19 protein-coding genes are annotated in these 17,858 nt (G+C 60.1%); 9 read left to right on the top strand and 10 right to left on the bottom strand.

Annotated elements, in window-relative coordinates; translation table 11 throughout:
• The first annotated feature begins 171 nt into the window (after positions 1 to 171).
• On the top strand, positions 172 to 1,173 hold the full coding sequence (gene dusA / locus ACSSVC_RS14210) for a tRNA dihydrouridine(20/20a) synthase DusA (protein WP_404938897.1): 1,002 nt from the start codon (positions 172 to 174) through the stop codon (positions 1,171 to 1,173).
• A gap of 178 nt (positions 1,174 to 1,351) precedes the next feature.
• Positions 1,352 to 2,278, top strand: a complete 927-nt coding sequence (gene tal, locus ACSSVC_RS14205) for a transaldolase (RefSeq protein WP_317072265.1) — start codon at positions 1,352 to 1,354, stop codon at positions 2,276 to 2,278.
• 72 nt (positions 2,279 to 2,350) lie between these two features.
• On the opposite strand, the gene rssC is transcribed toward tal, so the two are convergent.
• Together rssC and rssB are read right to left on the bottom strand one after the other, a co-directional pair.
• On the bottom strand, positions 2,351 to 2,833 hold the full coding sequence (gene rssC, locus ACSSVC_RS14200; protein ID WP_102863752.1) for an anti-sigma factor antagonist RssC: 483 nt from the start codon (positions 2,831 to 2,833) through the stop codon (positions 2,351 to 2,353).
• Positions 2,833 to 4,014, bottom strand: coding sequence for a two-component system response regulator RssB (gene rssB, locus ACSSVC_RS14195; protein WP_102864100.1), 1,182 nt, complete (start codon positions 4,012 to 4,014; stop codon positions 2,833 to 2,835). Before rssB ends, rssC begins: the two co-directional genes overlap by 1 nt.
• Positions 4,015 to 4,291: 277 nt before the next feature.
• Here rssB and ACSSVC_RS14190 point away from each other — a divergent pair, with 277 nt between their 5' ends.
• Positions 4,292 to 4,591 (top strand): PilZ domain-containing protein, encoded by a 300-nt coding sequence (locus ACSSVC_RS14190; RefSeq protein ID WP_346631765.1) that lies wholly within the window; start codon positions 4,292 to 4,294, stop codon positions 4,589 to 4,591.
• A 66-nt stretch (positions 4,592 to 4,657) separates the two neighbouring features.
• Here ACSSVC_RS14190 and ACSSVC_RS14185 read toward each other — a convergent pair whose 3' ends face one another.
• Positions 4,658 to 5,344 (bottom strand): MlaA family lipoprotein, encoded by a 687-nt coding sequence (locus tag ACSSVC_RS14185; RefSeq protein WP_492612426.1) that lies wholly within the window; start codon positions 5,342 to 5,344, stop codon positions 4,658 to 4,660.
• Positions 5,345 to 5,548: 204 nt separating this feature from the next.
• On the opposite strand from ACSSVC_RS14185, the gene pcrP reads away from it, so the two are divergent.
• Both pcrP and ACSSVC_RS14175 read left to right on the top strand, forming a co-directional pair.
• Positions 5,549 to 6,169, top strand: coding sequence for an HAD superfamily inactivated hydrolase PcrP (gene pcrP / locus ACSSVC_RS14180; protein ID WP_446440204.1), 621 nt, complete (start codon positions 5,549 to 5,551; stop codon positions 6,167 to 6,169).
• Positions 6,170 to 6,291: 122 nt separating this feature from the next.
• Entirely contained in the window at positions 6,292 to 6,555 is a 264-nt protein-coding gene (locus ACSSVC_RS14175; protein ID WP_102863756.1) for a DUF4404 family protein, read from the top strand.
• Between the two features lie 60 nt (positions 6,556 to 6,615).
• On the opposite strand, the gene queF is transcribed toward ACSSVC_RS14175, so the two are convergent.
• Positions 6,616 to 7,446 carry an NADPH-dependent 7-cyano-7-deazaguanine reductase QueF gene (gene queF, locus ACSSVC_RS14170; protein ID WP_492612425.1) on the bottom strand — a complete coding sequence of 277 codons (831 nt, stop codon included), beginning with the start codon at positions 7,444 to 7,446 and terminating at the stop codon, positions 6,616 to 6,618.
• A gap of 68 nt (positions 7,447 to 7,514) precedes the next feature.
• The gene (gene copI, locus ACSSVC_RS14165) at positions 7,515 to 8,066 is read right to left on the bottom strand and encodes a copper-resistant cuproprotein CopI (protein ID WP_446440203.1); all 552 of its coding nucleotides are present in this window, start codon (positions 8,064 to 8,066) and stop codon (positions 7,515 to 7,517) included.
• 158 nt (positions 8,067 to 8,224) lie between these two features.
• Here copI and ACSSVC_RS14160 point away from each other — a divergent pair, with 158 nt between their 5' ends.
• Positions 8,225 to 8,905 carry a heavy metal response regulator transcription factor gene (locus ACSSVC_RS14160; RefSeq protein WP_346631770.1) on the top strand — a complete coding sequence of 227 codons (681 nt, stop codon included), beginning with the start codon at positions 8,225 to 8,227 and terminating at the stop codon, positions 8,903 to 8,905.
• The gene (locus ACSSVC_RS14155) at positions 8,905 to 10,266 is read left to right on the top strand and encodes a heavy metal sensor histidine kinase (protein ID WP_446440201.1); all 1,362 of its coding nucleotides are present in this window, start codon (positions 8,905 to 8,907) and stop codon (positions 10,264 to 10,266) included. Before ACSSVC_RS14160 ends, ACSSVC_RS14155 begins: the two co-directional genes overlap by 1 nt.
• A 54-nt stretch (positions 10,267 to 10,320) precedes the next feature.
• Here ACSSVC_RS14155 and ACSSVC_RS14150 read toward each other — a convergent pair whose 3' ends face one another.
• The 3 genes from ACSSVC_RS14150 to ACSSVC_RS14140 all read right to left on the bottom strand — a co-directional run bounded on the left by ACSSVC_RS14150 (position 10,321) and on the right by ACSSVC_RS14140 (position 13,578).
• Positions 10,321 to 11,565, bottom strand: coding sequence for a lipoprotein-releasing ABC transporter permease subunit (locus ACSSVC_RS14150; protein ID WP_404938891.1), 1,245 nt, complete (start codon positions 11,563 to 11,565; stop codon positions 10,321 to 10,323).
• Positions 11,566 to 11,636: 71 nt separating this feature from the next.
• Complete coding sequence (lolD, locus tag ACSSVC_RS14145) at positions 11,637 to 12,320, bottom strand: lipoprotein-releasing ABC transporter ATP-binding protein LolD (RefSeq protein ID WP_346631773.1); 684 nt, start codon at positions 12,318 to 12,320, stop codon at positions 11,637 to 11,639.
• Between the two features lie 7 nt (positions 12,321 to 12,327).
• The gene (locus ACSSVC_RS14140; protein ID WP_102863763.1) at positions 12,328 to 13,578 is read right to left on the bottom strand and encodes a lipoprotein-releasing ABC transporter permease subunit; all 1,251 of its coding nucleotides are present in this window, start codon (positions 13,576 to 13,578) and stop codon (positions 12,328 to 12,330) included.
• 94 nt (positions 13,579 to 13,672) lie between these two features.
• On the opposite strand from ACSSVC_RS14140, the gene ACSSVC_RS14135 reads away from it, so the two are divergent.
• Positions 13,673 to 14,260, top strand: coding sequence for a PilZ domain-containing protein (locus tag ACSSVC_RS14135; protein WP_346631774.1), 588 nt, complete (start codon positions 13,673 to 13,675; stop codon positions 14,258 to 14,260).
• Between the two features lie 49 nt (positions 14,261 to 14,309).
• Positions 14,310 to 15,032, top strand: a complete 723-nt coding sequence (locus ACSSVC_RS14130; protein ID WP_346631775.1) for a glycerophosphodiester phosphodiesterase — start codon at positions 14,310 to 14,312, stop codon at positions 15,030 to 15,032.
• 42 nt (positions 15,033 to 15,074) lie between these two features.
• Here the strand turns inward: ACSSVC_RS14130 and sthA are convergent, their stop codons facing one another.
• Both sthA and ACSSVC_RS14120 read right to left on the bottom strand, forming a co-directional pair.
• The gene (gene sthA / locus ACSSVC_RS14125) at positions 15,075 to 16,469 is read right to left on the bottom strand and encodes a Si-specific NAD(P)(+) transhydrogenase (RefSeq protein WP_011060278.1); all 1,395 of its coding nucleotides are present in this window, start codon (positions 16,467 to 16,469) and stop codon (positions 15,075 to 15,077) included.
• Between the two features lie 201 nt (positions 16,470 to 16,670).
• Complete coding sequence (locus ACSSVC_RS14120) at positions 16,671 to 17,591, bottom strand: FAD:protein FMN transferase (protein ID WP_346631776.1); 921 nt, start codon at positions 17,589 to 17,591, stop codon at positions 16,671 to 16,673.
• Positions 17,592 to 17,858: the final 267 nt, after the last annotated feature.

The following is a 17,858-nucleotide window of genomic DNA, read 5'->3' as shown; positions in this document are numbered from 1 at the left end:
GGGCGGATAGTTGGCGTAACTCGTTAACTTGCCAATCACCCCCCGTCGATCCCGGGGACAAACAAATTGCCCCTGCGCTTTCCTGATAAACTCCGCGCTATCAGATTTTTTTGTTCACGATGCGAAGAAGCTTGCTTCATTTGCCGCCGTAACGTCTCAAAGCAGAACCTCATGCCCTTGAACACCGAAGCTTCCCTACAGCAAACCTTTTCCCGTCGTTTCTCCGTGGCGCCGATGATGGATTGGACCGACCGTCACTGCCGATTCTTCCTCCGTCTACTGTCCAAACACACCCTGCTCTACACCGAGATGGTCACCACCGGCGCCTTGCTCAACGGCGATCATGAGCGCTTCCTGCGCTATCACCAGTCCGAACATCCTCTGGCGCTGCAACTGGGCGGCAGTACTCCAGCGGATCTGGCGGCCTGTGCGCGCATGGCCCAGGAGCACGGTTATGACGAGGTCAACCTGAATGTCGGTTGCCCCAGCGATCGGGTGCAGAACAATATGATCGGCGCCTGCCTGATGGGGCATCCGGCGCTGGTGGCCGATTGCGTGAAGGCCATGCGCGATGCGGTGTCGATTCCGGTGACGGTCAAGCATCGAATCGGGATCAACGGTCGCGACAGTTATGCCGAACTGTGTGATTTCGTCGGCCAGGTCCAGGATGCCGGCTGCACCAGTTTTACCGTGCATGCGCGAATCGCGATTCTCGAAGGGCTCTCGCCCAAGGAGAACCGGGATATTCCACCACTGCGCTATGACGTGGCGGCACAGTTGAAAGCGGATTTCCCGCAGTTGGAAGTCATCCTGAACGGTGGAATCAAGACCCTGGAGGCCTGCCATGAACATCTGCAGACCTTTGACGGGGTGATGCTGGGTCGCGAGGCTTATCACAATCCCTATCTGCTGGCCGAGGTGGACCAACAGCTGTTCGGCAGCACCGCACCGGTAATTTCCCGGGCCGAAGCTCTGGCGCAACTGCGACCTTATATTGCCGAGCATCTGGCTTGTGGTGGCGCGATGCACCACATCACTCGCCATGTGCTGGGACTCGGAACCGGGTTCCCCGGGGCTCGCAAGTTTCGCCAGTTGTTGTCGGTGGATATTCACAAGACCAAGGACCCGTTGGGCCTGCTGGATCAGGCTGGGCAACTGCTTGAAGGGCGTTAACCGTCAGCCGGGTTGAACCTGATCCGGCTTTTGGTATCTCAATTACCTGAGTCACGTCCCTGCATTCAAACACCTGTTTTCAGGTCACAGCCCTCGGGGCCGCTGTAAGCCTTCCGCGCCCTTGAGCGCCTGACAGCGCTCGGGTAATGTCATCAGACCCATAGGACAGAGCACGCTCATGACTTCCAAGCTGGAACAACTGAAGAAAATCACTACCGTGGTAGCCGATACCGGCGACTTCGACGCCATCGCCCGGGTCAAGCCGGTGGATGCCACCACCAACCCTTCGCTACTGCTCAAGGCCGCGGCCATTCCTGGCTATGCCGACCTGTTGAACGCTTGTGTCAGTGACTGCAAGGGCGATGTTGGCCTGGCCAGCGATCGCTTTGGCGTAGCTGTCGGCCAGGAGATTCTCAAGGTCATTCCCGGTCGCATTTCCACCGAAGTGGACGCTCGGCTGTCGTTCGACACCGACGCGATGCTCAAGCGTGCCCATCGCTTGGTCGAACTCTATGAAAAAGCTGGCGTAGGGCGCGATCGAGTGCTGATCAAGATCGCTTCCACCTGGGAAGGCATCCGTGCCGCCGAGAAGCTGGAGCGCGAAGGCATCCAGACCAACCTGACCCTGCTGTTTTCCTTCGCCCAGGCCGTGGCCTGCGCCGAAGCCGGAGTTTTCCTGATCTCGCCATTCGTGGGTCGGATCTACGATTGGTACAAGAAAGCCAACGGCAGCGACTACACCGGCGCCGATGATCCAGGCGTACAGTCGGTAACCCGCATCTACAACTACTACAAGGCCAACGACTACAAGACCGTGGTCATGGGTGCCAGCTTCCGCAACCTGAACCAGATCGAGCAACTGGCCGGCTGTGACCGCCTGACCATCAGTCCGGACCTGATCGAGAAGCTCGCAGCCGACACTGGCAAGCTAGAGCGCAAGCTGAGCCCGGGCAAGCCCGGCGAAGCCCGTCAGAGCCTGAACGAATCCCAGTTCCGCTGGGCCTCCAATGAAGACGCCATGGCCACCGAGAAACTGGCCGAAGGCATTCGCCAGTTTGCCCGTGACCAGGAAAAGCTCGAAGCCCTGCTGGCTGCCAAGCTCTGATTGCTCAGTGGTAACGCAAAAAGGGCGAACCCTCACGGGTTCGCCCTTTTTTATGTCGTGCGTTTCAGCGAATCAGTGACGCTCCAGGGCGTTCACCAGATCGTGGAAGGCTTCGCGGTTGGAGTCGTTGAGGCCCATCAGGATCTTGTGAGCCTCCAGGACCTTGATCCGCACTACTTCTTCCGACTGGTCCTGGGAAGGCAAGTCAGCCAGGCATTCCGGGCAAGGAATCGGACGATCGACGATGTTGAACACCTGATCGAAACCCATGGACTGCAACAGCCGGGTAATGTCTTCGTGGGTGGTGACGACGGTGGGCAATAGACCTACCTTCTGCCGCGACAGAATCGACAACTTGGCCAGCAGGCCCAGAGTGGTGCTGTCGATGCTGCGGGTTTCAGTCAGGTCGATCACGATCGCCGAGAAGTTCAGCGCAGTGAAAATCCGCTCAATAGTTGCATCCAACGCCGAACACAGGGTCAGGCGCACTTCACCGATGAACTTCAGAACGAAGGTGCCGTCCTGCTCGGCGAACTGGATTCTACCGGTACTCATTAAAGGTTCCTGCTCAACACTAACAGGGCGATATCATCCGGCATCTCCCCTAGCGTGGCCAATCCAAAAACTTGCCGCAGGCCATCCAGGCTGCCGCCCGCCGCTCTCACCCGTTCAGGCAAGGCCGCTTCTTTTTCTTTGAGTGTAGGTTCGGGCAAAAGGTCCAGAATGCCGTCGGACATCAGCGTCAGGCTGAACACCGGGGGCAGTTCCAGAATGTGGTCCTCATAGGTAGCCTCGTTGAACAGGCCCACCGGCAAACCACGCCCTTCCAGATAACGCACACTGTCTGGGGTATACAACACCGGCAACGGCAAGTGCCCACCAATGCTATAGGTCAACAAACCAGTCTCCTCGTCGATGACTCCACCGACCATCGTGACGTGTTTGCCCAGCTTACAACTGATCAGGCCACGGTTGATATGGCCCAGTACTTCCGAAGGCTTGAATTCCGGCAAGGTACCGTTGCGCTTGGATTCGAACAGCAGGCGCGTGGTCATGAACTTCAACAGCACGGTGACGAAGGCTGATGACGCACCATGGCCGGAAACGTCAGCCAGGTAGAAGGCTACCCGACGCTCGTCGACACGGAAGTAGTCGACGAAATCCCCCGACAGGTAGAGCGAAGGGATGATCTGGTGCGCGAAATTAAACTCATCGATCGACCAGGGACTGGTGGGCAGCATGTTCATCTGCACCTGGCGACCGGCGTTCTGATCTTCCTGAAGCAGATTGAGGCTGGCCTCGAGTTCGCGGTTGGCGGCTTCGAGCTTTTCTCGATAACGCTGGTTTTCCAGAAGCAGGCGCGCACGATCCAGGGCTCGACGCACCGAGTGCTCGAGCACGGCCAAGTCTTCCAGAGGCTTGATCAGGTAGTCCGCCGCACCCAGGCGCAGCGCTTCAACCGCGTCGTTCATCACGCCCGCGCCCGAAACTACTATCACCGGGGTTTGCGGCGACAACTCGGTCACTTGACGGATAAGTTCGAGACCGCCCATCTGCGGCATGCGCAGATCGCAGATCACCAGATCGGGGTTGTCGCGCTGGAATACCTGAAGACCCTGCTGGCCGTTAGCAGCCTGCAGTACGCTGAAGCCACTGTCTTCCAAATAGGCCGCGAGACTCGCGCGTACTACTTCGTCGTCATCGATTATCAGCAGCGTGGCACTGGTTTTTTGCATGTGGGCAAACGGCGCCAGAATTAGGTTGGCGTAGGTGGCTCGGCCCGGGAGGCAGGCGCACGCTACTGGATTCGCTTTCTAGCCACTCTGGAAGTGGAGCCAGGACCTTCAGCCCTGCACGCCCGCTTATCAGAGGTGCCCTTCTAAGGCGCAGACGGTACTCCCATCCGCGGGGCGTTTCAAGCTCATGCCGATGGTCGCCTGACGTCTTTACACCGCAAATCACCGGGAGTTATAAAAACCGCTAAAACCGCAACTCAATCGCAGGATGGAACCCATGAATCAAAACCAGCGTGACTACAGTGAAAAGCGCGATTACATCCGTATGCGGGTGGATGCCGAGGTCACGCTGATCCACCAGGGACAGGTGATAGAAGCGGTCTGCATTGATCTTTCCAGCAGCGGTATGCAGGTCCAGGCACCCCGCTCATTCCAGGTCGGCGACCAACTGAGTGTGCGTATCGACTCGGAGCACGCAGCCCTCAGAGGCCTGGAAGCGGAGACGGAAGTGGTCTGGGTCAACTCACAGGAGGGTGGAAGCCAGAAACTTGGGCTTACAATCCTTAAGATGAAGTAAACGTCTCCCCCATGAAAAAGGCGGCCTGAAGGCCGCCTTTTCAGTTTCTGCAGGACAATCGCCTGATCAGAAGTCGTCTTCGACCTGACCATCCTTGACCTTGAATTCGCGGTTCTGCAGATAGGCATTGCGAATGAAGGTATAGCGATCACCGCGGATCAGCTTGTCCGCAGCCAGCAGGCTGGCACGAGTATCAACCACGTTCACGCCCATGGTGATGTTGCGCGCGGGAATGTCGTTCATGTAGCGATAAGGCAAGGTGTAGCTGTCCACATACTTGGCCGGCGCATCACGCAGGGTACTAGGGCCCAGCAACGGCAACATCACGTAGGGACCGCTCCCCACGCCCCAGTAGCCGAGGGTCTGTCCGAAGTCTTCGTCGTTGCGCTGCAGCCCCATCTTGGTACCGACGTCAAAGAAGCCCGCCAGACCCAAAGTGGTGTTCATCAGCAGGCGCGCAGTATCCACACCGGCGGCACGGGGCTTGGCCTGGAGGACGTCGTTGGCCAGGTTGCCGACGTCACCGAGGTTGCGGAACATGTTGTGGATGCCGTCTTCCAGAAACTGCGGCGTTACAGCCTGATAGCCTTGAGCCAATGGCTTCAGGGCATAAGTGTCGAGGGTGTCGTTGAACGTGAAGATGGGACGGTTGATGCTTTCCCATGGGTCCTCTTCGGCCGCGTGGGCGACCAGGGGAGCCAGCGTCACACCGGCACTCATACATAGCGGAACTAGATAACGGCTCCAGCGCATAGCAGGAAACTCCTTGGATTGTTCTCTCGTGGGGCTATGCCCTGAGGTTAGGCTCAGGAGTATAAAACGGATAGGCCTGTTTAGGCAGCATCACTGCAAGCAGCCTTCACGCATCAGTCAGTCAATCCTGTTCGCATTCACCTCACTGTCACCTGCATGTCATCTTCCCCGGCTAGCCTCGAAAGGAATTTCAAGGACGTTGATATGCCCCACGCCGATGCCTTAGCCCAGACTGCAGCGCCTTTGACCGCCGTGCTCTTCGGCCTCAGTGGCTGCCTGGTGGATTTCGGTGCGCGCTCGCGCCTGCAAACCACCACGCGCCCTGGCCCGGAACAGGCCCGCACCACTCCCGGTGCGCTGGATACCTTGCGTGATCTGCAACAACTGGGCATTCCCTGTGCCTGGCTCGAGCAACTACCCTGCGCCAGCAGCAGCCACCTGGCAGCCGCCCTGCCCGACTGGATCAAACCCACTCCCGCCGTCCCCGCTCCCTGGCCCGCTCCCGACGCCTGCTGGCAGGCACTGATGACCCTCAAGGTGTCCCACCTCGATGGCTGCGTACTGGTCAGCGGCGAACCACAACTTCTGCAGTCGGGGCTCAACGCCGGTCTCTGGACCATTGGCCTGGCTTCCTGCGGCTCCCTGTGCGGCCTGACGCCCAGCGAATGGCAAGCGCTGAGCGAGCAAGAGCGCGAACTCAAGCGCGGCAAGGCCACCATGCAACTTTTCGGTCTGGGGGTGCACTCGGTTATCGACCACCTGGGGGACTTGAACACCTGCCTGGCGGACATCGAACTGCGCCGGCTCAAAGGCGAAAAACCCTGACATAAGCCTGTTGATCAGGATCATGCACAGTGCCTGGGAGTGGATTACTCTAAGCCGTGGGCATGGACCTTTGCCTCAACCGCGCGGTCCATCCCTGTGCCTATCAATAAAGGGAGAACGCCATGCCTGCCCGCGAACTGCAAGAACAACTCGATACCCTGCGCGAGCAATTGGAGCAGAACCCACCGCTTTCGGAAGCCGAGCGCGCCAATCTGCAGGAACTGATGCAGCAGATCGAGCTGCAACTCAAGCTGGAGACCAGCACCCACGACGCCAGCCTCGCCGACGGCGTCAACCTGGCAGTGGAACGCTTCGAACTGGAACATCCGGCCATCGCCGGAACCCTGCGCAATATCGTCCAGACCCTGGGCAACATCGGTATCTGATGGCGCCCGACAACACCACCCCATAAAAACAAAGCCCCGCATCATCTGCGGGGCTTCTGCTTACTGGCGAACCAATCGCTGATTGGCGAACTCCGCCGTTTCGGTACTGCGGTACGGATTGATATCCAGCCCGCCACGACGCACATAGCGAGCGTAGACGGTGAGTTTCTCGGGTTTGAGCAACCGCTGCAGATCAAGGAAGATCCGCTCCACGCATTGCTCATGGAAGTCCGAGTGCTGACGGAAACTCACCAGATAGGCCAGCAGGCTGGCGTGATCCAGCGCCGCACCACGGTACTCCACCACGACACTGCCCCAGTCCGGCTGGCTGGTCACAGGGCAATTGGATTTGAGCAAGTGGCTGTGCACGCTCTCCTCCACCACTTGCGAGTCATCGCAACGCAACAGTTCCGGTCGCGGATGCTCATAGCTGTCGACGCTGATATCCAGCTCGTCGATGCAGATGCCTGGCAGTGCCACTACACCTTGCGCCTCGACCTCCCCAAGGCTGCGAATACGCACCCCCACAGGCTTGCCTGCCGCGGCTGAGAGATCCTGACGCAAAATCGCCTCAAGCGTCGCTCGATCAGCGAATGGAGTCTGGTTCAGCGAATTGAGGTACAGCTTGAAAGACTTGGACTCGATGATATTCGGCGAATCAGCAGGAATGCTGAATTCGCCAATGGCCACCACCGGCTTGCCCGAAGGCAGCAGCCAGGACAATTCGAAGCAGTTCCAGAAATCCACTCCCTTATACGGCAGGGTATCGGCACTCAAGCCCAGCTCGGCCCATTTCGCCGCCCGAGGAATCGGGAACAGCAGGGATGGCGTGTAAGTGGAAACGTATTCACTGGACTTGCCCAGCGGCGAATGTTCGGCTGCGGGATGCATGGCGGAAACCTGACTGAAGAATCAGCGGATTCTACCAGCCTTTGCTTCCACCTTTGAGCCCCGAGCGCTTACGGACTGACCGTCAGCTTGCCGACCATGCCCGCCTGGTAGTGCCCGGGAATATTGCAGGCGAACTCCAGGCTGCCGCTTTTGCTGAAGGTCCAGGTCAGCTCGGCCTGCTTGCCCGGCTCCACCAGCACACTGTTGGGATCATCATGCTGCATGCCGTGATCCATGCCCGCCATGGAGCCGTGCCCCATGGCTGCGTGATCCATGGTTTTCATTGCCGTAGGCGTAAGCATCCCGCTTTGCTGCATCTTGAGCATCTCCTGCTGGTGCTCGGCATGCATCGCCGCATTGCCCAAGTTGAACTCATGGAGCAGCTGCCCCTTGTTGATCAACACAAAACGTACGGTCTCGCCGGCCTTGATCTCCAGGGCCTTGGGACTGAACGACATATCGCCCATCACCACCTCGACAACCCGAGTGGCCTTGGCGGCTGCGGCCGGCTGACCGAAGTCATAAGAGGCTGCCGGTGATGCCCATAGCGGAACGCTCAACAGCATCAGACAGCCTCCCACGGCCGAGCGGCTTCGCAACAACAGGTTTTGCAGATTCATCATCAGGCTCCAACAAGATCAGGATTGAGCATGTGGCAAACTCTAACGGCCCAGCGCTGCCAGCCAGCTGACGGCTAGATTACAACTTTGTCAGTTTGATCTGCCCAGGGGCCCCGGCAAGGTATAAAGCCCGGGCTCCACAAGCCACGAGTGCCACCATGAAACTGTTGATCGTCGAAGACCAGCCGAAAACCGGCCAGTACCTGCGCCAAGGCCTGAGCGAGGCCGGCTTCAATGCCGAGCTGGCGGCAGATGGCAATACCGGCCAGCACCTGGCGCTGACCGGTGACTACGCGCTGTTGATTCTCGACGTGATGCTTCCGGGGCGCGACGGCTGGCAGATCCTCCAGGCCGTACGCAGCGCCGGCCTGGACATGCCAGTGCTGTTTCTCACCGCCAGGGACGCCGTGGAGGACCGAGTCCACGGCCTGGAGCTGGGAGCCGACGACTATCTGGTCAAGCCCTTCGCCTTCTCCGAACTGCTGGCCCGGGTTCGCAGCCTGCTGCGCCGGGGCAGTGTGATTGCCCAGGAAACCACTCTGCAACTGGCTGACCTGCGCCTGGACCTGATCCGCCGCCGCGTAGAACGCAGCGGCCAGCGCATCGATCTGACCGCCAAGGAGTTCGCCCTGCTGGAAATGCTCCTGCGACGCCAGGGAGAAGTCCTGCCCAAATCGCTGATCGCCTCCCAGGTCTGGGACATGAACTTTGACAGCGACACCAACGTCATCGAAGTGGCGATCCGCCGCCTGCGCCTGAAAATCGATGACGATTACCCGAACAAGTTGATCCATACCGTACGCGGCATGGGTTATGTGCTCGAAGAGCATCCGGCCTGATGCGCCGCCTGTCACTCAGCGCACGCCTGGCGCTGCTGTTCGCCGCCTGCACTGCCGTGGTCTCGTTGTTGGCAGGGGTGCTGTTCAGTCGCGCCAGCGAAGCCCACTTCATCGAGCTGGACCAGCAACTGCTGGACGGCAAGCTGATCGCCCTGCGCAGCGTCTTGCGGGATGTGACCGAGGCCAGGGATTTTGCCCGGCATCAGGCAAGGCTGCAGGATGAGCTAAGCCATCAACCGGACCTGGCCCTGCGGATCATCGGCAGCGACGGCCAGCTCTGGTTCGACAGTGCTCCTGCCCTGCCCGCCTCCTTGCCCAGCGACACCGGCCTGCACAGCCTGAATCTGAGCAGCGCCGCCTACCGGATCTACACCGCGCCGCTCAAGCCAGATCAAGCCGACTCGCCACGGCTGGCCCTGCTGCTGGATATCACCCACCACCAGCACTTTCTGCAGCGCATGCAGCATCTGATCTGGCTCACCGTAGGCCTCTCGGCCCTGGCCACTGCCCTGCTTGGCGCCTGGTCCGCCCGCAGCGGTCTGCGCCCCTTGCGCCGCATGAGCGCAGTGGCCGCAGGAGTATCCGCCAGCTCCCTGACCCAGCGCCTGCCCCAGGCACAGATGCCCGCCGAACTGGCCGACCTGGCCAGCAGCTTCAACGCCATGCTCAGCCGCCTTGAGGAATCCTTCCAACGCCTTTCGGCCTTTTCCGCCGATATTGCCCACGAATTACGCACGCCCCTATCGAACCTGCTGACCCATACCCAAGTCACCCTGACCCGTCCGAGACCGATCGAAGACTACCGCGAAGCCTTGCACAGCAACCTCGAGGAACTGCAGTGGATGGCACAACTGGTCAACGACATGCTGTACCTGGCCAAGGCCGACCACGGGCTGCTGGCCCCGAAACGCGAAGCACTGGAGTTGGCCGAGGAAACCGACATGCTATTGGAGTTCTATGGGCCTCTGGCGGAAGACACGAACGTCAGCCTGAGTCGTGAAGGCCATGCCGGCTTTGTCGGCGATCGCAGCATGCTGCGCCGAGCGCTGTCCAACCTGCTGGACAATGCCCTGCGCTTCACTCCCCCTGGAGGATCGGTCCAGGTACGGATCAGCGACAGCCCACAGAACTTGAGCCTGAGCATCGAAAACAGTGGAGAGGGTATTGCCAGGGAGGTACTGCCGCGCTTGTTCGACCGCTTTTACCGGGCAGACCCGGCGCGGCGCGAGGGCAGCAGTGAACATGCGGGATTGGGGCTGGCGATCACGCAATCGATCATTCGTGCCCATGGCGGGCAGATCCGTTGCGAATCAGAGGCGGGCTGGACCCGCTTTGTGATCGAGTTGCCGAGCAAGCGTTAAGAGCCGGCTCCTACACCAATCAGGCAGGAGCCGGCTTGCCGGCGAAAGCGGATCTCAGGAATACCGCAAAGCGTGAGCCGGCTCGACTTTGGACGCGCGCCAGGCCGGATACACAGTCGCCAGGAAACTCAGAACGAAGCCGGCACCGCAGATCAGCGCCACATCCCCACCCTGCAGTTCGGAAGGCAGATTGCTGACGAAGTACACGTCGGAACTGAAAATCTGCTGGCCGCTGATCCGCTCCAGCCAGCCCACCAGCTCGCTCACGTTCAACGCCGCAATGACCCCCAGCACGCCACCAATCAAGGTACCGACAATCCCGATTACCGTGCCCTGAACCATGAAAATCGCCATCACTTGCCGCGGCGTGGCGCCAATAGTGCGCAGGATCGCGATGTCCGCGCCCTTGTCGTTCACCACCATGATCAGGGTGGCAATGATGTTGAACGCTGCCACTGCGACAATCATCAGCAGCAACAGACCGATCATGGTCTTTTCCATCTTCATCGCGCTGAACAGGCTGCCTTGGGTGTGGGTCCAGTCATCGGCCCGGAAGTCCGCACCCAAGCCCTTGGCGATATCCACCGCTACCTGTGGTGCGGCATACAGATCCTTGACCGCCAGGCGCACGCTCTGCACCTGATTGGGCTGCCAGTGCTGCATCTGCGCCGCATCGGCCATATGGATCAGGCCCATGGAGCCATCCAGTTCGGCGCCCACCTTGAACACCCCCACCACGTTCAGGCGCTGCATACGCGGGGTGATGCCCCCTGGCGCCGTGCTCACTTCAGGCACGATCAGGGTCAGCTTGTCGCCGACATTCAAGCGGAAACGCCGGGCCGTGATCTCGCCGATCACCACGCCGAATTCGCCGGGTTTCAGGTCTTGCAGGCTGCCCTGGACAATATGCTGGGCAACGATGGACACCTTGCCCTCCTGGGCCGGATCGATACCGCTGATCTGGATCGGTTGCATCGCCCCCTTGTAGGAGAGCATGCCCTCCATCTCGGTAAAGGGCACCGCCGCAGTGACTTCCGGATTCTTCAGCGCCGCAGCGGCCACTGGCTGCCAGTCATCGATGGGCTTGACCCCCACGATGGTGGCGTGAGGCACCATACCGAGGATGCGCGAGCTCATTTCCCGCTGGAAGCCGTTCATCACCGACAGCACCACGATCATCGCCAGCACGCCCAGGGCGAGGCCGATCATCGAGGTCATGGAAATGAACGAGACAAAACGATTGCGCCGCTTGGCGCGGGTGTAGCGCGTGCCGATAAAGATCGATAAGGGTCTGAACATGGGCAAGGCACCCTGGAAAAATTAATGACCCGGTGTCGACGGACAAGCCGCCGACACCGCGTGCGGCCGCATCAGATGGCGACCAGGTGACCTTCTTGCAGGTGCAGTACGCGATCCATCTGCCGGGCCAGGTTCATGTCGTGCGTCACCACCAGGAAGGCGGTACGCATCGAAGTGCTGAGCTCCAGCATCAGGTCCTGAATGCCCTGGGCAGTATGGGAGTCGAGGTTACCGGTGGGTTCGTCGAGCATCACCAACCCCGGCTGGTTCACCAGGGCCCGAGCGATGGCTACTCGCTGACGTTCACCGCCGGACAGCTCGGCCGGCTTGTGCTCCAGGCGATGACCCAGGCCGACTCGCTCCAGCAGAGCGGTTGCACGCTGACGGGCTTCAGGGATCGGCGTGCGGCCAATCAGCAGCGGCATGCAGACGTTTTCCAGAGCGGTGAACTCTGGCAACAAGTGGTGGAACTGATAAACAAAACCCAGGGCACGATTGCGCAATTGACCCCGGGCCTTTTCACCCAGTGCCGAAAGCTCCTCGCCGGCCAGCCAGACACTGCCTTTGGTCGGTGTATCCAGACCGCCCAGCAGGTTGAGCAAGGTACTTTTGCCAGAACCGGACGTACCCACGATGGCCACTCGCTCCCCCGGATGCAGCTCCAGTTGCAGGCCGGAAAGGACCACCACAGACTCCGGGCCTTCCTCGTAGGACTTGCCCAGGTCACGGCAGCTCAGGATTGCTTTTTCACTCATGCCCAACTCACTCATAACGTAGCGCCTCCGCAGGCTGGGTGCGCGCTGCACGCCAGGCTGGATACAGGGTGGCGAGGAAACTCAGGACCAGCGCCGCACCGCAGACCATCAACACGTCCTCGGCCATCAGTTGCGACGGCAGGTAGTCGATGAAGTACACGTCGGCGTTCAGGAATTTGTGTCCGATCAGGCCTTCGAGGGCGGAGATCGCGGCGCTGACATTCAACGCGGCAAGCATCCCCAGCACAGCGCCGATCAGGGTACCGACCACACCGATCACCGTGCCCTGGACCATGAAGATCGCCATGATGGTGCCCGGCGTGGCGCCCAGGGTGCGCAGAATGGCGATGTCGCCCTTCTTGTCGTTCACCACCATCACCAGGGTCGAGATAATGTTGAACGCAGCCACCGCGACGATCAGCAGCAACAGCAGGCCGATCATGGCTTTTTCCATGCGGATGGCCTGGTACAGGTTGCCGTGGGTACGGGTCCAGTCACGGGCGTAGAAATGATTCTCACCCAGTTGCTGGGCGATTTCCCAAGCAGTGCGTGGAGCCTGGAACAGGTCGTCGAACTTCAACCGCAGGCCCTGGACCTGATCCGGCTTCCAGCGATGCAGGCGCCCCAGGTCTTCAAGGTTGGTCAAGCCCAGGTAGCCGTCGATCTCGCCAGCGCCAACGTGAAAGATGCCCACCACGGTAAAACGCTTCATCCGCGGGAACATGCCGGCGGGGGTTACCGTGACCTCCGGGGCAACGAAGGTCAGCTTGTCTCCCAGGCCAACACCCAGCTTGGCGGCCGCCTTGTCGCCGATGACGATACCGAAACTGCCAGGAGCCAGAGCATCCAACTGCCCCTGCTGCATGAAGTGGTCGATGATCGACACCTGCCGCTCTTTGCCAGGATCTATGGCGTTGAGCAGCACCTTCTGCACCTGGCCATTGTTGGTCAGCAGGCCCTGCATCTGGGTGAAGGGTGCCACCGCCAGCACTTTCGGGTTCTGCTTGACCTTGTCGGCCAGGCTTTGCCAGTCGCTGATGGGTTCACCGGATTCGATGGTGGCGTGGGGAACCATGCCCAGCACGCGGGTGCGCATCTCATGATCGAAGCCGTTCATCACCGACAGCACCACGATCATCACGATCACGCCGAGGGCGAGTCCGATCATCGAGGTCAGGGAAATGAATGACACAAAATGATTGCGACGCTTTGCACGGGTGTAACGCGTGCCGATAAAAGCAAACAGAGGTCTGAACATGTCGGGGCTTGTGCAGAGGAAAAGAAGACGTCCTTGTGGCGGGGCCTGGTAAGCAGCTTTACACTCAGACCACTGCCTCTACCATGGGTTCGCCATGTCGACATTAGATGAAGAAGATCGCCGCGAATACTACCGTATCGAGGACACGATCGCACTGGAAATTAGCCCCTTGTCCGCCCACGACGCGGCGAGCAAGGAAGTGTTGCAGGATGAGTCTCCGCTGTTCAATTTGCTCAGCGAACTGCACCTGAGTGAATTCGAATCCCAGCACCTGCTGCGCCAGGTCAGCGAGCGCGATCGCACCCTGGCCAGCTACCTCAAGGCCATGAACAAGCGCATCGACCTGCTCAGCCAAGTGGTGGCGCAGACGGTGTTCGGCAAGTTCGGGGAGCCGCAGCGGGTCACCCTTTCCGAAGGCGGCATCGAGTTCAACCACCATCTTAGTTATCCCAGCGGCAGCCAACTGGCAGTGAAACTGCTCTTGATGCCGCAAGCCCTGGGCCTGCTGCTGCGAGCTCGGGTCACCCATTGCGAGCCACACAGCTTCGGCACCTTCGAGATCGGCACCGAATTCGAAGCATTGACCGATGCCCAGCGCCAGCTACTGGCGCGCTATATCCTGCAAAAACAGGCCCAGCAACGCCGCCTGGCCCGGGAACAGAGTGATCCCGCCGCTGGTTGAGCCGCAAGCCTGACCCCTCTTAAGGAACAACATCCGTGAAGGAGCAATTGTGACCCTGATCTATGGCCATCGCGGCGCTAAAGGCGAAGCACCGGAAAACACCCTGACCAGCTTTCAGGAATGTCTCAAGCACGGCGTGCGCCGTTGCGAGCTCGACCTGCACCTGTCCATGGACGGCGAGCTGATGGTGATTCACGACCCGACCCTCAAGCGCACCACCGACCGGCGCGGCAAGGTGGTAGAGCATTCCGCCGCCGAACTGGTGACCTACGATGCGCGCAAAGGCGGCCCGGGCTGGGTCAACCCCTGTCCCATTCCGCGCTTGGAAGAACTGTTCGAAAAATGCGATTTCGAACACTGGCAGCTGGAGGTCAAGAGCGCCTCGCGCACCCGCGCCGCCACCACCGTGCTGGCAATTCGGGAAATGGCCCAACGCTTCGGCCTGCTGGACAAGGTCACGGTGACCTCAAGTTCTCGGGAAGTGCTGAAAGCCGCAGTCGAGCTGACCCCGGACCTGTCTCGCGGGCTGGTAGCCGAATACGCCTGGCTCGACCCATTGAAGGTCGCCCAGAGCTATGGCTGCGAGATTCTTGCGCTGAACTGGACCCTGTGCACCCCGGAGCGGCTGCAACGAGCGCAGCGTCAGGGCTTGCATGTGTCGGTGTGGACAGTCAACGAGCCTGCGCTGATGCGCAGGCTCGCCGACTTCGGCGTAGATAGCCTGATTACAGACTTTCCCGGTTTGGCCAGCGCCACTCTCGAGAATTACTGAAATCGGTCTCCCCGGCCGGCTCAGGCCACCGGCCGGAGCCGCTCAAAAAAGCCGGTTGAGGCCGTCGTACGCCGCTACCCGATAGGCTTCGGCCATGGTCGGGTAGTTGAAGGTGGTGTTGACGAAGTACTTCAGGGTATTGAGCTCGCCCGGCTGGCTCATGATCGCCTGACCGATATGCACGATCTCCGAAGCCTGGTAGCCGAAGCAGTGCACGCCAAGGACTTCCAGGGTTTCGCGGTGGAACAGGATCTTCAGCATGCCTTGCGGCTCGCCGGCGATCTGCGCACGGGCCATGCCCTTGAAGAACGCCTTCCCAACTTCGTATGGCACCTTGGCTTGGGTCAGCTCCTGCTCGTTCTTGCCGATGGAGCTGATCTCGGGAATGGTGTAGATCCCGGTCGGTACGTCGTTGACGAAGCGCCAGCTACCGTTGTCGACAATGCTGCCGGCAGCGGAGCGACCCTGGTCATGGGCGGCACTGGCCAGGCTCGGCCAGCCGATCACGTCACCGGCGCCATAGATGTTTGGCACGCAGGTGCGATAGTTCTCGTCAACTTCGATCTGGCCGCGGCTGTTGACCTTGACGCCGATGTTCTCCATGCCCAGCTTGTCGGTGTTGCCGGTACGGCCGTTGCACCAGAGCAAGGCATCGGCCTTGATCTTCTTGCCCGACTTCAGATGCAGGATCACTCCGTTGTCGACACCCTCAACGCGGTCGTATTCCTCGTTGTGGCGCACGGTGATGTTGTTGTTGCTGAAGTGGTAGCTCAGGGCCTGGGAAATCTCCGAGTCCAGGAAACTCAGCAACTGGCCACGGTTGTCCACCAGCTCAACCAGCACGCCAAGACCACTGAAGATCGAGGCGTATTCGCAGCCGATGACCCCGGCGCCATAAACGATAAGTTTGCGCGGGGTGTGGCCGAGGCTGAGGATGGTGTCGCTATCGTAGATACGCGGGTGGCTGAAATCGATGTCCGCCGGGCGATACGGGCGCGAGCCGGTGGCGATGATGATGTGCTTGGCTACCAGCTTTTCCACCACGCCATTGGCACAGACCACTTCCACGGTCTGCTCGTCGGCAAAGCTGCCAGTACCGAAGAACACATCGACCCGGTTGCGGGCGTAGTAACCGGTGCGCGAAGCCACTTGTTTGGAGATGACCTTCTCGGCGCTCTTGAGCACGTCCGGGAAAGAGAACCAGCGCGGCTCGCCAATAGCCCGGAACATCGGGTTGGTGTTGAACTGCATGATCTGCCGGACCGAGTGACGCAGGGCCTTGGACGGAATGGTACCCAAGTGGGTGCAGTTACCGCCGACCTGGCGACGGCTATCGACCATCGCCACTTTGCGTCCTGCTTTCGCGGCGTTCATTGCCGCACCTTCTCCAGCGGGGCCTGAGCCCAGCACCACTACGTCGTAGTTGTAGACAGCCATGCGTACTCCTCAGAACAGGCCGAGATGCCCTTCTGGCATCTCCGGCTAAATCATGCCGCGGCCAGCGACATGAAGGATCAATTTGGCTCGGTTACGAACCCGGGCACAGTCTATAGAAGCGTCAACGCCGCGCACATTAACCCTTGGTCGCGTCGTAGGCTACTTTTGCCTGCACTACAGGACCCACAAGCGTGCGCAGAGTTATTGTTTTTGCCCGCCCAGAAACGCATCGAAGGCCGGGTTGCTGCGTGTGACGAAACCTTTATCGGCACGCATCACAAAAAATGCGCCAATGCGGTGTTTTTCCGCGTAGTCCCAGCCCGCTTCGGGCCCAAGAATCAGTAACAGCGTCGACAGGCCATCGGCCATGAGTGCCGAAGGATGAATCACTGTCACTGAGGCCAGCTTGTGAGTGATGGGCTTGCCGACCCGGGCATCGAACGTATGGGAAAAACGCTGACCGTCCTGCTCGAAATAATTACGGTAGTCGCCGGACGTGGATACGCCATAACCGTCCAGGGCGATCACCCGCTGGGCCACCTGCTGGTCGTCCCTCGGCTCCTCCAGGGCGATGCGCCAGGGCGAGCCGTCCACCTTGTGGCCCACCGCCTTGAGCTCGCCGGTGGCCTCAACCAGAAAGTTGTCGACGCCCAATTCCGTGAGCCGGGCAGCCATTCGATCCACAGCGTAACCAGCGGCAATGCTGTTGAAATCCACCTCCACGGCCGCGTCCTTGCACAGCTGCGCACCCTCGATACGCAAGTTTCCATGCCCAACCCGCTGCTGTACCTGCGCCAACGCCGGGGCACTGGGGACCTTTTCCTCACGCCCCTGGGGGCCAAAGCCCCAGAGATTCAGCAAGGGCTCCACTGTCAGGTCGAAGGCCCCGTCACTGTCACGAGACAACTGTTCGCCGACACGCACCAATTGCAGCACCGGCTCTGGCATCGACTGGCAGCTGTTGGCCGGCAGCTCATTGAAACGCTCGATATCCGAGTCACTGCGATAGGTGGACATCTGCCGGTCGACCTCAGCGAGGATCCCGTCGATTTCGCGCTTGACCAAAGACACTGCCGGGCCATTGGAATGACGCACGTACTGTACGGAGTAGGTGCTACCCATGGTCGAACCAGAGATGCTTTCCAGGCGATCGCCACCGCATCCCTGCAAAAGCACTGCCGCCCCCCACAATGCGCCCCCTAGATACCGACACTTACCCAACAAGGCTATCCCTCCTGATCAACCGCCCCGGAGGGTCGATTCGCCACACAAGACGCCATTATGCGACAGACGGAACCTGCTCGCGCGCCTCCCCTCACCCCTCGTTTACTGCATAAGCCTTGACCTAGAGCCATCAAACCCATCCAAGAGTTTTTGTTGCCTGAAGGC

The organism is Pseudomonas sp. E1BtOHC1 (assembly GCF_058744285.1).
The sequence above is the reverse complement of the archived record's forward strand: the minus strand, read 5'-3'. Positions and strand labels throughout refer to the sequence as shown.

Bases quoted from the DNA above. Each gene is read 5' to 3' on its own strand.
- rssB (WP_102864100.1), bottom strand. From the start codon at position 4,014: ATGCAAAAAACCAGTGCCACGCTGCTGATAATCGATGACGACGAAGTA.
- rssC (WP_102863752.1), bottom strand. From the start codon at position 2,833: ATGAGTACCGGTAGAATCCAGTTCGCCGAGCAGGACGGCACCTTCGTT.
- ACSSVC_RS14150 (WP_404938891.1), bottom strand. From the start codon at position 11,565: ATGTTCAGACCCTTATCGATCTTTATCGGCACGCGCTACACCCGCGCC.
- ACSSVC_RS14160 (WP_346631770.1), top strand. From the start codon at position 8,225: ATGAAACTGTTGATCGTCGAAGACCAGCCGAAAACCGGCCAGTACCTG.
- lolD (WP_346631773.1), bottom strand. From the start codon at position 12,320: ATGAGTGAAAAAGCAATCCTGAGCTGCCGTGACCTGGGCAAGTCCTAC.
- ACSSVC_RS14175 (WP_102863756.1), top strand. From the start codon at position 6,292: ATGCCTGCCCGCGAACTGCAAGAACAACTCGATACCCTGCGCGAGCAA.
- tal (WP_317072265.1), top strand. From the start codon at position 1,352: ATGACTTCCAAGCTGGAACAACTGAAGAAAATCACTACCGTGGTAGCC.
- ACSSVC_RS14120 (WP_346631776.1), bottom strand. From the start codon at position 17,591: ATGGGTAGCACCTACTCCGTACAGTACGTGCGTCATTCCAATGGCCCG.
- sthA (WP_011060278.1), bottom strand. From the start codon at position 16,469: ATGGCTGTCTACAACTACGACGTAGTGGTGCTGGGCTCAGGCCCCGCT.
- ACSSVC_RS14185 (WP_492612426.1), bottom strand. From the start codon at position 5,344: ATGCGCTGGAGCCGTTATCTAGTTCCGCTATGTATGAGTGCCGGTGTG.
- ACSSVC_RS14190 (WP_346631765.1), top strand. From the start codon at position 4,292: ATGAATCAAAACCAGCGTGACTACAGTGAAAAGCGCGATTACATCCGT.
- ACSSVC_RS14155 (WP_446440201.1), top strand. From the start codon at position 8,905: ATGCGCCGCCTGTCACTCAGCGCACGCCTGGCGCTGCTGTTCGCCGCC.
- dusA (WP_404938897.1), top strand. From the start codon at position 172: ATGCCCTTGAACACCGAAGCTTCCCTACAGCAAACCTTTTCCCGTCGT.
- copI (WP_446440203.1), bottom strand. From the start codon at position 8,066: ATGAATCTGCAAAACCTGTTGTTGCGAAGCCGCTCGGCCGTGGGAGGC.
- pcrP (WP_446440204.1), top strand. From the start codon at position 5,549: ATGCCCCACGCCGATGCCTTAGCCCAGACTGCAGCGCCTTTGACCGCC.
- queF (WP_492612425.1), bottom strand. From the start codon at position 7,446: ATGCATCCCGCAGCCGAACATTCGCCGCTGGGCAAGTCCAGTGAATAC.
- ACSSVC_RS14135 (WP_346631774.1), top strand. From the start codon at position 13,673: ATGTCGACATTAGATGAAGAAGATCGCCGCGAATACTACCGTATCGAG.
- ACSSVC_RS14140 (WP_102863763.1), bottom strand. From the start codon at position 13,578: ATGTTCAGACCTCTGTTTGCTTTTATCGGCACGCGTTACACCCGTGCA.